Origin of the sequence: Sporosarcina sp. P37, assembly GCF_002109365.1 — a bacterium.
Lineage (GTDB): Bacteria > Bacillota > Bacilli > Bacillales_A > Planococcaceae > Sporosarcina.
Genome location: NZ_CP015349.1, coordinates 2,815,734 through 2,828,425, shown reverse-complemented (window position 1 = coordinate 2,828,425; position 12,692 = coordinate 2,815,734). Strand labels below are relative to the sequence as shown.

Sequence of the window (12,692 nt, the reverse complement as noted above, 5' to 3'; positions counted from 1 at the left end):
AAATCTAAATTATTCGCCTACAACGTCTTTTCCTTTGTAGTGTCCGCATGATTTGCAAACGTGGTGTGCCAATTTCATTTCGCCACAGTTGTCGCAAGTAGTCATACCTGGCGCTTCAATTTTGAAATGAGTTCGACGCATATTTTTCTTCGTTTTAGAAGTTCTTCTCTTTGGTACTGCCATTGGGGGGCACCTCCTTATAAGGGTTTACTCTTTATCGGTTTCAAAAAAATTAGCCAATCCCGCTAATCGAGGATCCACTTTTTCTTCTGCATCTTGACGCTGCGCTTCCAATTCTTCATCGGTTGTATAGGACCAGCCTTTACCTTCGACCTGTTGCATTTCATCTGTATTTTCGCAGAATACTTGCAGCGGGATCTCCAGCAAAATCAGTTCTTCTAATACAGGCGTAAAATCAATTGTTTCCCCTTCTACCAGATGAATTTCATCATCTGTCAGAAGCGTCTCCTCGTCCCAGCTGAATTGCTCAACTGATTCAATAGAGAATGGATAATTGACGTCTTCCCACGTACGTGCACAAGGCAAAATCATTGAACCTTCTAGCCGAAGCTGGCATGTTAATTTTTTCTCACCAATTATACATGTTCCGCTTACTCGAACAGGCTGAATTGCCCTAATTTCTTCATTCCGATTTTTCACGGAATCTAAATTTACTGCTTCGTCAAACAGTAGCGGGCCTTGCCTATGTTTCCGTAATTGATGAATGGACCATTTCATGTCTATCACCTCAAGACAACAATGTTGATTATAGTATTTAAAATAAAGGATGTCAAGATATTTTCTTGTCACCCTAATAAGTTTAACGTTATAATTCATTATACGCAAGTACAGAGGAGGATTTCATTGATAGCTACTGGTATTGTCGTCGAATATAATCCTTTCCATAACGGCCATCTCTTTCATCTGAATGAAGCGAAAAAGCAGACTGGCGCGGATGTCATTATTGCCGTCATGAGCGGTCATTTCTTGCAGCGCGGCGAACCGGCAATTGTCGATAAATGGACACGCACCCGTATGGCGCTGGCCGGCGGAGCCGATCTCGTCATCGAATTGCCGTATGCTTTTTCTGCAGCCCATGCCCCGCTTTTCGCAAAAGGTGCTGCAGAGATTCTCGATGCACTTCACTGCAGCAGCGTTTGCTTCGGCAGTGAAGAAGGCGCGATCGAACCATTCACCAACAGCCTGGAATTGATGGACACAAACAAGACACTCTATGAACAAACAATAAAGAATGCCATGCAGGAAGGAATCAGTTATCCGAATGCATTGCGGATTGCGTATGACGAAATCTCGCATAACGCAAACGGACCGCTGGCTGATTTATCCGAACCGAATAATATTTTAGGTTTTCATTATATGCGGGCTATCAGCGAAATACAGTCCGGCATGAAACCGGTCACGATTGAAAGGACCGGCACACATTACCATGACGCTGCGCTGCCTGCGGGTTCCATTGCAAGCGCCACGGGCATACGAAAAGAAATCTTTACAGGCAATTCAGCGCAAGTAGAGCCGTTCATGCCTGATGCTTCATATCAATTACTGACCGGACAGCCGCAGATGAGCTGGAATCACTTCTATCCGCTTCTGCGTTACACTATCCTCCGGGAAGGACCCGAGCGTCTGGCAGACATAGCGGATGTAACAGAAGGCATCGAATATTCTTTCTGCCGCTCCGCCAGGGAACATACTGCGTTTTTAGGGTTCATGCAATCTGTGAAATCCAAGCGCTATACTTGGACAAGAATTCAGCGCATGCTTGTTCATATCCTGACAGGCTATCGGAAGTCTGACCGTGCGCAGATCACCCGCCCGTCTTATTTACGGCTTCTTGGCATGTCGGCAACAGGAAGAACCTATCTGCGGACGGTCAAAAAACAGTTGCCGCTGCCTGTAATCAGCCGTGCTGCTTCCCATACCGATCACTCACTTTTGATGGATATTAAAAGTACAGATATTTACATGTTCGGCGCGCACAGAGCACCGGGGCTTGATTATCAGACGCCGCCCATTTTGATGTAAGTGTTATTTTTCTTCCAGCTTTTCAAGATAACGCAGCGCATCGTCAATCGTTTTAACCGGCACTATTTTCATTTTCGTGCCAATCTTTTCTGCAGTTGCTTTCGCTTCTTCGTAATTGGACTGTAACTGCGGATTTTTCTTTTTGACTTCTTCAGGCAATTCGTCGTCAGGAGCGAAAAATATTTCAATGTCCTGGCGGTCTGCAGCAATGACCTTGAAGTCTATCCCGCCGATTCGTCCCACCGATCCGTCTTCATGCATCTCACCAGTTCCTGCGATATGATAACCTTTCGTTAAATCAGCATCGACAAGACGATTCATCAATTCAAGTGTAAACATAAGGCCCGCTGAAGGCCCTCCGATATCTTCGGTACGAATATCCACTTCGGGTTCTGTTTCAAGCGTAATCTGTTCTTCAAACTCGATGCCAATTCCTGCACGGCCATGCGTACCGGGAAGCTCTGCTAATTTAACCGGAATCTGCAGGGTCTCTTTTCCGCGCTTTACATTCAAATCCACTTGCTGACCCTTCGACATATTGCTGAATGCGTCGATAAATTCTTTTGCAGAAGTAAACTGCTGATTATTAATCGATTGAATGACATCTCCTACCTTGAGCTTTCCGGCAGATGCTCCCTCCGGCAATACACCAGCTACAAAAACGCCTGTGAACTTTCTGTCAATCGGCAGTCCTGCCTTTTCAAATGCGACAGAAATAGCATGTATTTTGGAGTCTGTCATTAATTTCTTTTGACGCACTCCATATTCTTCATCACTTTCCCCGTGTCTTCTGACATTTGCAGCCGGCAATAATTTCATTTTCCCGGAGACATGCGACCAGGCGTAGGTGAGCGGTGTCGCTTTGCCAATCGCGATCGTCATCAAACTGAACGTTCCCCGATCATCCGTATCTCCTCCTGACACTTCTACGAGCGGTGCTAAATCGTATGCGCCACCCGGTCTGGAAATATACATATCTAACGGATAAAGTGCCAGAAGCGCCACTGCAATAAGGAGTGCAGCCGCTATCCCCCACTTGCGCATTTTCATAAAAGCTCACCTCCATTAATAGCCTGTACGAATCCAACATATATATTACGGTAGATTTCATTGTAGTTCAAAAATTAGAAAGGAGTGCGACAGATGCTTATCGATTTTCTATCCTGCCGTATAAGACTATGAGTAATGTACTCTTCATCTGGGCACTGATTATTTTATTCATTCTGCAGCCCGATGTCGCGCATGAAGGAGCTGTGACAGGTGCGCAGCTGTTTACCCACGCGCTGCTTCCTTATTTACTGCCGTATATTATTTTAACGCAGTGGCTGTTAAAAATGCCTGGAAAAAGAGCCTCCAGCCAGTGGAGTCGTTACATAAAAGCGTATGTGCTCGGTTCATTCGGCGGATTTCCTGTAGGTGCCGTCACTGTCAGTGAGATGAAGAAAAACGGAGAAATTACAGCGGCCGAAAGCAGTCTGCTTGTCGCCTCCTGCCATGCACCCGGCCCGATGTTCATTATTGGCTTCGTTGGCAGCGAATTATTCGGCAGCACCGCAAGCGGATGGAAGCTGCTCCTTGCGATACATCTGGCCAATATTGTATTTTTCTTGCTGGCCATGTCGATAGCAGGGAAACGGAACCAGTATCCGGCACCCGCCGCTGTTCCAGTGCAGCATACAACGTCACCGCTGCTGCGCTCCATCAAAGACAGCTCGTCCGTCATTTTACTCGTAGCAACGACCGTTATCTTTTTTTCTTCGCTGGGTAATGTACTGTCTCATTCCATCTCTGCATTGTTCCCCGTCGATATGGAGATAACCAAAACGCTATTGCTCGCGATATTTGAAATGACTTCCGGCGTCCAGTCGGCCACTGAGCATTTTAACGGAGAAGCGATTTATCCAATGCTGATTGCCGCCATCCTTTCAATCAACGGCTTGAGCATCCACATGCAGGTCATGACCATCGCTAAAAGCGCCGGCATACGGATATTCCCTTACATCATTGCACGGGCATGGAACACATTACTCGTCCCTGTGTTGTTCATGTGGATTTATTGACTGCGCATCGTAGTGTGTAAAAAAAGTGGTTATGATGATTCACTCATCATAACCACTTTTACACATAATGTTTCAGCTTACTTTCAATTATTGAACTTTTCCTTGAGCGCTTTGTTGACATGCGGCGGCACAAGTGTGGAGACATCTCCGCCGTATCGTGCAACTTCCTTCACGATACTCGAACTGAGGAATGAATATTGACTTTTTGTCATGACGAAAAACGTTTCAATGCTTTCATCCAGCACCCGGTTCATCGACGTGATTTGCATTTCGTACTCAAAGTCCGAAATTGCGCGTAATCCGCGCACAATAACAGAAGCATTGATCTCATGCGCATAATCAATCAACAGGCCTGCGGATGTATCAATCGTGACATTGCCATATTGGGATGTTACTTCATGAATAAGGGCGATTCGTTCTTCCACTGTGAACAACGGCTGCTTCGACGAGTTATTCATGACCGCGACGTGCACTTCCGGGAATGTTTTCGCAGCCCTTTGGATGATATCCAGATGACCGTTCGTTACGGGATCGAAACTTCCCGGTACAATTGCAATTTTCGACATGCTAGTAGCCTCTTTTCTCGTAAATCGTAATAGCAGTACTTCCATAAACTGCAGAATTAATTTGGATATATGTATCGTACTGTTCAGGCAATGCTGTATTTTTATCATGTTCACACACGATGGTTGCATCATCCGCCAATAGTTCTTGCATGATCACTTCTTTTATTACATCATAATATTCGACTGCTGCATAGGGAGGATCTACAAACAGCAGATCTATACGGATGTTTTTCTGTTTTAAGACCATGGCAGCCTGACGGGCATCTCTTTTTTCAATATGCAGAAGTTCCTGCATTCTGCATTTCTCTGCGTTTGCTTTAATGACGGCACAGGCTTTCGGATTTTTTTCAAACACAATTGCCTGCTCCATTCCTCTTGACAGTGCTTCAATGGCAATGGAACCGCTGCCGCCAAACAGCTCAACAACTGTTCCCCCATCGAAATACGGACCAATTTTATTGAATAGTGATTCCTTTACTTTGTCTGAAGTGGGACGTGTAGAAGTGCCAGGCAAGGATTTTAATGGCGTTCCTTTTCTCGAACCGGAAATGACTCTCACTCTTTTTCCATCTCCTTTATCAAATTTTCAATCTGTTCGATAGAAATGGTCTTTTCTGACTTTTCGATCAGCACCAAAAAGATGCGGCGCAACCAATTTTCATCAAAATATAATTCCTTGTTAATATAAGTATGAGGCTTTTCCAGATAATCGAATTTTCGGTCATTCATGACGTAGAACGGCTCCAATTTAGAAAAGCGATACTTGCGATTTGGACTTTCAATGTAGATAGACTGTTCATTAGAACGGATTGCATAGCCCATTTTTGACAATAACTCAGCTGCAGGATAAAAGCTCTTTCCGTCTTGTACGACAACCTTTACTGCCGGAACTTCTTTCCCATCCAAAAGAACTGTACGAGGGTCAAGTAACAGGAACGGATAGTTAAGCTGCTGCTCATGCATAGTTTTTTGGAAATATTGTGTATCGAACGCCATTACATCCGCCAGCAATTGATCCATCCTTGAAGCGGACAGTTCTTTGCCTATCTGTTCATGCACATTTTGCCGGAATGATTGATACTGTTCTTCGGAAAGTGATTCTTTTAACCGGATAAATACACCCTGCTCAGCTTTTGTTCCCACCGGCTCATCACCGAGCAGGGAAGCCAGCATACTATTCATCGACGGCTCGTCCGGCCTCAAAGTGAAGCGCGACTTGACACTCATTTTGGCTGCCTGCTTTACCACCTGAGGCATATTTCCCGTCTTTTCCACAATAATACGCTCTGCATACAGCGGCTGATTGCGCGGCGCCAGAACTACACTTATATGATTTCCGCCGACTCCTTCAAGCATCTTCACCATTTGGTCATTCTGTTTCTTGTCGATCCCTACCCCATACATAGACAATTTATTGGAAGAGTAAGCCAGCGGCACATCTTGCGGCTGCCAGTACAGTTCATTAACGAAGCCGACACCCCGGTAGAGACGATACGTGATGCGCTCTTTGTCTGCTTTTCCTACACGTTCGAGTCCTGTCACCCACATTCCGCCAACATCCTGCTCATCGGTCATGTGAAGTACTGTCGTTAATGGTTTATTATCTTTCAGTAATGCAAACGGCTTTTTAAATAATTTCCGTCCTGTCAGGGGCTGTTTTTTCGGTAATTTATAGATGACGGACTGCTGATCACGCTCCCCTTCTTCAAACGCAACGCCCGACTCATTCAACCGGGAGCACGGCGCGGATTCTTCCTGCTCACAGCCGCGTTCCACACTTCCCTGAGGCCATATAATTTCGTGTCTGTCTTCTGACAGATTATAAAAATGGTGCCGGATGTATAATCCATCTGTCCGATTGATCACTTCGATTTCCTGACGGTACGTCCCCGAATCAGCGCTTTCACCATCTGCATTTGCCGATTGACTGTAATGCAAATATATGAGGACTCCGTTTACCGCCGCCAAAAGAAATAAAATCCTTACAATAGCTTTCAACGTACAACACCTCATCACATGGTATGATGGATACGAACCATTACTAATCGCCTGAAAGGAAGAGCCTGATTATGATCCAACAACGTTTTATTGAACTGGGAGAAGGATACAGCGACATTTACGAGCTGCTCGAATTAATGTCCACAAATTCCCGCAGAATTTATAAATCTTATATTTTTTCATCAGCACACGGCAGTCATGAACAGTTATCGCTTGCGGTTTCCTTTTCTCCTGCAACAGAAAACAGCCACTATATGCCGATCTATATTTGCAGAGAAGGAATTCGGCACACCGCGGACAAGCCGTCCAAGCGCTATGATTTATTTGTCGAACATGCGGAATCTCTGAATACAAAACCTGTTCGGGTGGAAATAAAGCACTCTTCGCAGTTTGCGGAAAAAGAATTATTTTATCAGTATATTATTGGAATCTTGCGGCTGAATCATTTGCTCCCGCCGCTCAATTAATCGGATGAACTATCATAAACCCGTTTTATAATCGTATTCCTTTGCTTTATCCGGCTTTGCATTTTCATATTCTGTACTGACAAATGGCCGCTGGGAAGGCAGTACTTTTCTGACAGCGGACAGACGCTCCAATTTGCTGATTGTCGTTTCCACGTCCTCCATATTACAGTAGAGTACAACGTATTTCATTCTCTTGGAAATATAATGAACATGCCCGAATTTACGCAGTGATTTTGCTTGTTTTAAATGATGGAGATAGACAATTATTCCTTGCCGATCAATCATGATTCTCCCCCTCTTTCTTACTCCATACAATACCATAGGTGAGAAAAGTCCTGCAACCTTGCTTTGTAAATGTTTGTCCGAATGCGGGCACTATATGTAAGAACATGAATCTTTGATTGCACACCTTCTCATAAATAGGTTACAATTAGTTAGACATTTATCTGAATTCAGCCGGATGCTCTTTTCGAACTGACGGCTGAATACAAGTATTTTCCGGTCCGCTGAAGTTCAAACAGCTGCGGATTGAAAAAGCGAAAAAGAGTTATTTATAAGGAGGTTTTAGATTGGGAAGGAAAACAAAGGTTGCACTAACTGTCGGAGCTGCCGGAGTGGCTGCATGGGCAGCATCAAAAGTAGTAACGAAACAACAGCCCCGCGACGAAAAGAAAGCGCTTCAATTTACTGAAACGGCTGTACTGACAGATGCGCAATTTCCCCTGGAGAGCGATGTCCATCCGCTGACTGCTTTTACAAAAGCAGCTGATTTAGGCGTACATGGATTCACTGTGGATGTGCAGCTTACGAAGGACGAAGAAATTATTTTAGTGCCGGCCCGGGAACTCTTGCCTTCCGATGAAATCGCCGACTATACTTTTGCTGAAATGCAAGATGAAACTATTACAGCAAATGAAGGAGATCCCGTACCGCCGCCCAGCTCCATTATCGCTTTGCGTGAACTGTTGGAAAAATTCCCGCAGCTGCTGTTTGTTGTTTCCATGAATGATTCACCAGATTCTTACGAAGGCAGTCTGATCCCTTCCAAGCTGTGGCATTTGCTGAATGAAATGGATGCGACGGAGCGTGTAGTCGTGACCAGTTCGTATGACGAACAAATAGACCGCTTCAATCTGTATGCACAAAATTCCGTCGCTCTAGGAGCAGGCAGTGAGGAAATTAAAAAAGCATACTTGACTTATACAAGTAAATTTGGCCATCTCTATCGCCCAGCCGCAGATGTCTTTTGTCTACCGGAAAAGCTTGGTGTATTTCCGCTGGCGTCTGAAGGATTTGTCCACTTTTTGCAAGAGCTGAATATTGCGGTGTTCTATGAATTGGATGAAACTTGCGATCTTCCGAAATTGTCCAAGCTTCACGTTGACGGCTTTATTACAAGCCAGCCAAAAGATTTGCTGACATTCTTTAACGAAAACTAAACCCTGCGCACAGAGCGCAGGGTTTAGTTTTCGTTATAATCATTATGCCGAACAAGAACAACTGCCGCCGGAGCCGCAGCCGCCTCCGCAAGAACTGTTCGAGAAAGTTCCGTCACCGGCAGGCACTTTGACTGCATCTGAAACCGATTGTCCGATCATGATGCCGATTTCATCCAGCAATGATTGCACATCATTTTCCGCCAGACGCAATTCCGCCACTTCGTCCTGCAAGTCCAGTTCCCGCTTTTGCAGGCGTATTTCCTTCATAATTACTCTATAATCCGGATGATAGCGTCCAAAACGCTGTACATCTTCATATTGTTCTTTCATTTTGGTAAATTTTATGATCTTTTCACGCAGATCAGCGTTTGAATATACACGGTTGTGTGCGTCTCGATAGGCTTTCACCACTTCAGAACGCAGCAGCATATCGGAAAGTTCTTCCGCCACATCGATGACTCTCATCCACTCGTCTGTCATCATCATAGTTTGCCGCACCTCCTATCTACCCCATCATACCAAAAAACCGGTTCCCCGACTATTCATTAAGATTTCTTGCGCCTTTTATTTTCCGCAGCGAATGCTTTCTTCACTTCTTCCATATCACAAAAGCGGATCGTTTGATTTCCCGACTGCTGTGTCTGTTCATGTCCTTTACCTGCGATAAGGACAATATCTCCGGGCTGCGCTTGCCTGATCGCGTATTGAATCGCATACTGCCGATGCATGAGGATATCTACTGGCGTTGCGAATCCTGTCATGCCGGCAAGGATATCCAAGATAATTTGAGATGGTTCTTCTGTTCTCGGATTATCAGAAGTAAGAATGACACAGGAACTGTAATGAGCCGCTACTGCACCCATTTGCGGGCGTTTTTCACGGTCCCTTTCTCCGCCGCAGCCAAATACCGTAATTACACGTTTGGAACTCGCAGACAGCGCCTCAAGCACGGCTTGCAGTGCATCCGGTGTATGCGCATAGTCTACGTACACTTCGATACCCGCTTCTTCATACTTTTCCAAACGGCCCGTCGGCAAACGAAGACTTGTCAGATGGGGTCGTACGGCCTGCCAAGTATAACCAAGAGCGAACAACGCTCCGACAGCTGCACGGGCGTTCATTTCATTATGCCTGCCGAGGACCGGATAGGTTCCGGGTGGCTGCGGCATCCCGTGAATGTGCTGACTGCTGAAATAAATTGGCGGATCAGCCAGTTCCATGCCAATTGAATGACAAGTTTCATCTTCTTCGTTGATCACCAGCTGGTCAGCCAGCAAAACCAATTTCTTCTTTGCTTCAATATAACGCTGCTTGCCGCCGTGTTCAACGTAATGATCCATCCCGATATTCAAAAATATACCGACAGCCATCGGACAATGGGCCAGCCGGTTTGAAGATAAACCGAGTGATGATGCTTCCAGCACAACATGTGTCACATGCTGATCGGCACATCTGCGCAGAATGGGATGCAGCTGTTCGGCCGGCATGGTCGTCATAGAATTGGCTATAGTTTCTGTCAGCTGGCCGTTGATATAAAGCCCTGTCGTCCCAATCACTGCCGTCTTGCAGCCTAGTTCATTCAGTAATTGACCGATAAAATGACTGACTGTCGTTTTGCCGTTCGTACCTGTAACACCAATCACCGTCAACTCTTCAGCCGGATTTCCTGAAAACCTCGCACTTCCATATGAAATAAATAATGAGCAGTCCGGTACAAGCACCACGGTAATATCATCAGGCACGAGTGAGAGATCTGCATTCGTCCGGTCTACTGCAAGTGTTTTCGCTCCATTAGCTATAGCTTCATCTATAAATGCCATACCATCTTGCACAGATCCCTTCCTTATGACAAATACATAGTCTTTCTTCACTTTTTTAGAGGATTCCGTAATGCCGCTGACTGACTGCCGTATCGAGCCCTGCAGCACAGTGCATGGCCATTCCTTTAGTAACTCAGATAAAAGCAAGGCAACCCGCTCCTTCCCGAACATTTTATTCTTCAGAGAATATAATGAAACGAAGCATAAAGTATTCTATGAAAGGCGTAAGGAGAATGTCACGAAGAAAGTTGGGATACTATGATTATCCAGAAGTTCGGCGGGATTGCGATGCAGAATGAACAGCAGCGGGCAAAGTGCATTCAACATATCCGCCGTGCACTGTCGAAGTACCGCGCCGTAATCGTCGTCGTCTCTGCAATGGGGAGAGGCGGCGATCCCTATTCAACGGATCAGCTGCTGACACTCACCAACTCTTTCTCTAAATCCGGCGAAGCCAGAGATTTGGCAGCTGCATGCGGAGAACTGATTGCTTCTGCTGTATTATCCGCAGAATTAACTACTGAAGGCATAGACAACACAATTATCTATGGACAAAATACAGGCATTCGAACAAAGGGCGCATTTTGTAATGCCACCATCGAAAAAATCAACAGTACACATATTGTCAATACATTGCAGACGCATTCATGCATTATCGTTCCCGGCTTTCAGGGAATGAATACGCAAGGTCAGTTTATGACACTCGGCAGAGGCGGCAGCGATTTAACAGCGATTGCACTGGCTTCATCTTTACAGGCCAGTCATGTGGAGTTTTTTAAGGATGTACCGGGAGTCATGTCAGCCGATCCCCATAAAACATCAAACTATACACGTTTCGACCGGCTGACATTTGACGAGTTTCTTCCATTACTTCAGTGTGAACGTCCTGTTATTCAAGAAAAAGCAGCTGTATATGCAAAAAAAACAGCGATGCCTCTTCATATAAGAGGCATCGCATCGAACGAGGAAGGCACATGGATTCTTCCTTAGTCGTCATCTTCCGATTGATCGGTTTCCGTCCGGGCAACAAATGACTGTGTGTAGTATTTATTGTAAACGCCGACACCGGTATGCGTAAAATTGGGATTCAGCAGGACTTCCCGGTGCTTCGGTGAATTTAGCCAGCCATGAACCGTTTCAATGGAATCGATATAATTAAATGCAGTATTTTCTCCAGCCTTCGCAGGTGGGATGCCGGCCGCTTTTAACCGTTCTGAAAACGGTTCAATAATTTCTTCACCATGCGACCGGTATTTCTGAAAAATCATTTCCTGGCTATGCTTTCTTGAAAGTGCAGCCAGTTTTTCGTCATATGATAAAACCGGCAAGTCACGTTTTTCACGCACCTGATTAGTCACTTCGAATGTCTGTCTTTCCATAGCACGGTCTACCTCCGTCTGAACTGTTGAAGAAGGCTTTGGCGCTTCTATCATTTCGCCAAGATAGGTCATATCATACGGCTGATGTTTGACCAGCGTACTCGGAGTGATGAAGCGGACGCCTCCAAGCACCCCGTCTACTTGATCAATATATAATTGTACGAATAAGTTCTCGTAGGGTATTAGCATACGGTTTTTAATATCATCACTGTTTAATGAAAATGAATAAATATTGTCTTTGATTGTTACGTCAATCTCTGATTCAATTGGTGTAAAACGATGAATTTCCTGCACATTCTGCCCGATGGTAAACGGGGACACATCCGCTGATCTGTCGGCAGTATACAATTGGTTGACCTTTCCTTTTCGCACACCTGCCATAAAACTTGGTTTATCTGTGTATACCCACCATTCGTACTGATAGCTGGATGGCTCCACTCTGGATGGTTTGCCGAATTGCTCTTCCAGTTTTTCGACCTTCTGACCGACAAACACGGACATCCCTTCCGATGGTCTTGGCATACCTTCACCGCCCACTGAGGGGTCCTTTTCAGGCACTGCAATAGGCGAACCATGCTGTACGGGTGATTCCAGCGGTTCATTTACACTCACCTTATCAGTTATAAAATAAAAAATCCCCATGACGATCAATAGCAAAATGAGAATCTTCCAGCCCACTCTCCACATGTAATCTTCCTTTCCGCTCGTTTTATACAGTTCGTATGATTGCACCTTATCTTTTATTGCTGCAAACCATGATGAAACAAATGTATATATCATGATACGTATTTACATACTGGAACTTTCTTTTATTGTACAGAAGACACAGACGCTAGTCACCTATATACACCGTGAAAGAAAGCGTTGACACAATGTTGTCATTGCAAGTAAAATTGATTTGTTTTATGATATAATAGTAT

At 45.0% G+C, this 12,692-nt stretch carries 15 protein-coding genes; 5 read left to right on the top strand and 10 right to left on the bottom strand.

Annotated elements, in window-relative coordinates:
* Nucleotides 1–9: 9 nt before the first annotated feature.
* Both rpmF and SporoP37_RS14085 read right to left on the bottom strand, forming a co-directional pair.
* Nucleotides 10–183 (bottom strand): 50S ribosomal protein L32, encoded by a 174-nt coding sequence (rpmF, locus tag SporoP37_RS14090; protein ID WP_029052386.1) that lies wholly within the window; start codon nt 181–183, stop codon nt 10–12.
* Between the two features lie 24 nt (nt 184–207).
* Nucleotides 208–738: a YceD family protein gene (locus SporoP37_RS14085; RefSeq protein ID WP_085431290.1), complete on the bottom strand. Its 531-nt coding sequence runs from the start codon at nt 736–738 to the stop codon at nt 208–210.
* Between the two features lie 126 nt (nt 739–864).
* On the opposite strand from SporoP37_RS14085, the gene SporoP37_RS14080 reads away from it, so the two are divergent.
* Nucleotides 865–2,043, top strand: a complete 1,179-nt coding sequence (locus tag SporoP37_RS14080; RefSeq protein ID WP_085431289.1) for a nucleotidyltransferase — start codon at nt 865–867, stop codon at nt 2,041–2,043.
* Between the two features lie 3 nt (nt 2,044–2,046).
* Here the strand turns inward: SporoP37_RS14080 and SporoP37_RS14075 are convergent, their stop codons facing one another.
* Nucleotides 2,047–3,093 (bottom strand): SepM family pheromone-processing serine protease, encoded by a 1,047-nt coding sequence (locus tag SporoP37_RS14075; RefSeq protein ID WP_085431288.1) that lies wholly within the window; start codon nt 3,091–3,093, stop codon nt 2,047–2,049.
* Between the two features lie 128 nt (nt 3,094–3,221).
* On the opposite strand from SporoP37_RS14075, the gene SporoP37_RS14070 reads away from it, so the two are divergent.
* Nucleotides 3,222–4,103 (top strand): hypothetical protein, encoded by an 882-nt coding sequence (locus tag SporoP37_RS14070; protein ID WP_085431287.1) that lies wholly within the window; start codon nt 3,222–3,224, stop codon nt 4,101–4,103.
* Nucleotides 4,104–4,186: 83 nt separating this feature from the next.
* Here the strand turns inward: SporoP37_RS14070 and coaD are convergent, their stop codons facing one another.
* Genes coaD through SporoP37_RS14055 form a run of 3 tightly spaced genes read right to left on the bottom strand, consistent with a single transcriptional unit; the run spans nt 4,187 to nt 6,667 of the window.
* Nucleotides 4,187–4,669: a pantetheine-phosphate adenylyltransferase gene (gene coaD, locus SporoP37_RS14065; protein WP_081244265.1), complete on the bottom strand. Its 483-nt coding sequence runs from the start codon at nt 4,667–4,669 to the stop codon at nt 4,187–4,189.
* A 1-nt stretch (nt 4,670) separates the two neighbouring features.
* The gene (rsmD, locus tag SporoP37_RS14060) at nt 4,671–5,228 is read right to left on the bottom strand and encodes a 16S rRNA (guanine(966)-N(2))-methyltransferase RsmD (RefSeq protein WP_085431286.1); all 558 of its coding nucleotides are present in this window, start codon (nt 5,226–5,228) and stop codon (nt 4,671–4,673) included.
* The gene (locus SporoP37_RS14055) at nt 5,225–6,667 is read right to left on the bottom strand and encodes a hypothetical protein (protein ID WP_081244263.1); all 1,443 of its coding nucleotides are present in this window, start codon (nt 6,665–6,667) and stop codon (nt 5,225–5,227) included. Before SporoP37_RS14055 ends, rsmD begins: the two co-directional genes overlap by 4 nt.
* 71 nt (nt 6,668–6,738) lie before the next feature.
* Here SporoP37_RS14055 and SporoP37_RS14050 point away from each other — a divergent pair, with 71 nt between their 5' ends.
* Nucleotides 6,739–7,134, top strand: a complete 396-nt coding sequence (locus SporoP37_RS14050; protein ID WP_085431285.1) for a DUF7147 family protein — start codon at nt 6,739–6,741, stop codon at nt 7,132–7,134.
* A gap of 12 nt (nt 7,135–7,146) precedes the next feature.
* Here the strand turns inward: SporoP37_RS14050 and SporoP37_RS14045 are convergent, their stop codons facing one another.
* Nucleotides 7,147–7,419 carry a YlbG family protein gene (locus tag SporoP37_RS14045; protein ID WP_081244261.1) on the bottom strand — a complete coding sequence of 91 codons (273 nt, stop codon included), beginning with the start codon at nt 7,417–7,419 and terminating at the stop codon, nt 7,147–7,149.
* Nucleotides 7,420–7,703: 284 nt separating this feature from the next.
* Between SporoP37_RS14045 and SporoP37_RS14040 the strand changes: the two genes are divergently transcribed.
* Nucleotides 7,704–8,573, top strand: coding sequence for a glycerophosphodiester phosphodiesterase (locus SporoP37_RS14040; RefSeq protein WP_081244260.1), 870 nt, complete (start codon nt 7,704–7,706; stop codon nt 8,571–8,573).
* Between the two features lie 42 nt (nt 8,574–8,615).
* Here SporoP37_RS14040 and SporoP37_RS14035 read toward each other — a convergent pair whose 3' ends face one another.
* Complete coding sequence (locus SporoP37_RS14035) at nt 8,616–9,059, bottom strand: YlbF/YmcA family competence regulator (protein WP_081244259.1); 444 nt, start codon at nt 9,057–9,059, stop codon at nt 8,616–8,618.
* Between the two features lie 59 nt (nt 9,060–9,118).
* Nucleotides 9,119–10,540 (bottom strand): Mur ligase family protein, encoded by a 1,422-nt coding sequence (locus tag SporoP37_RS14030; protein ID WP_158233587.1) that lies wholly within the window; start codon nt 10,538–10,540, stop codon nt 9,119–9,121.
* Between the two features lie 111 nt (nt 10,541–10,651).
* On the opposite strand from SporoP37_RS14030, the gene SporoP37_RS14025 reads away from it, so the two are divergent.
* The gene (locus SporoP37_RS14025) at nt 10,652–11,383 is read left to right on the top strand and encodes an amino acid kinase family protein (RefSeq protein WP_085431283.1); all 732 of its coding nucleotides are present in this window, start codon (nt 10,652–10,654) and stop codon (nt 11,381–11,383) included.
* Here SporoP37_RS14025 and SporoP37_RS14020 read toward each other — a convergent pair.
* Complete coding sequence (locus tag SporoP37_RS14020) at nt 11,380–12,552, bottom strand: CAP domain-containing protein (protein ID WP_085431282.1); 1,173 nt, start codon at nt 12,550–12,552, stop codon at nt 11,380–11,382. The two genes, SporoP37_RS14025 and SporoP37_RS14020, sit on opposite strands and share 4 nt — an antisense overlap.
* Nucleotides 12,553–12,692 lie beyond the last annotated feature (140 nt).

Excerpts from the sequence above, each read along its gene's own strand:
- SporoP37_RS14075 (WP_085431288.1), bottom strand. The coding sequence starts at position 3,093 with ATGAAAATGCGCAAGTGGGGGATAGCGGCTGCACTCCTTATTGCAGTG.
- SporoP37_RS14085 (WP_085431290.1), bottom strand. The coding sequence starts at position 738 with ATGAAATGGTCCATTCATCAATTACGGAAACATAGGCAAGGCCCGCTA.
- SporoP37_RS14025 (WP_085431283.1), top strand. The coding sequence starts at position 10,652 with ATGATTATCCAGAAGTTCGGCGGGATTGCGATGCAGAATGAACAGCAG.
- SporoP37_RS14035 (WP_081244259.1), bottom strand. The coding sequence starts at position 9,059 with ATGATGATGACAGACGAGTGGATGAGAGTCATCGATGTGGCGGAAGAA.
- SporoP37_RS14045 (WP_081244261.1), bottom strand. The coding sequence starts at position 7,419 with ATGATTGATCGGCAAGGAATAATTGTCTATCTCCATCATTTAAAACAA.
- rpmF (WP_029052386.1), bottom strand. The coding sequence starts at position 183 with ATGGCAGTACCAAAGAGAAGAACTTCTAAAACGAAGAAAAATATGCGT.
- SporoP37_RS14020 (WP_085431282.1), bottom strand. The coding sequence starts at position 12,552 with ATGATATATACATTTGTTTCATCATGGTTTGCAGCAATAAAAGATAAG.
- SporoP37_RS14070 (WP_085431287.1), top strand. The coding sequence starts at position 3,222 with ATGAGTAATGTACTCTTCATCTGGGCACTGATTATTTTATTCATTCTG.
- SporoP37_RS14050 (WP_085431285.1), top strand. The coding sequence starts at position 6,739 with ATGATCCAACAACGTTTTATTGAACTGGGAGAAGGATACAGCGACATT.
- coaD (WP_081244265.1), bottom strand. The coding sequence starts at position 4,669 with ATGTCGAAAATTGCAATTGTACCGGGAAGTTTCGATCCCGTAACGAAC.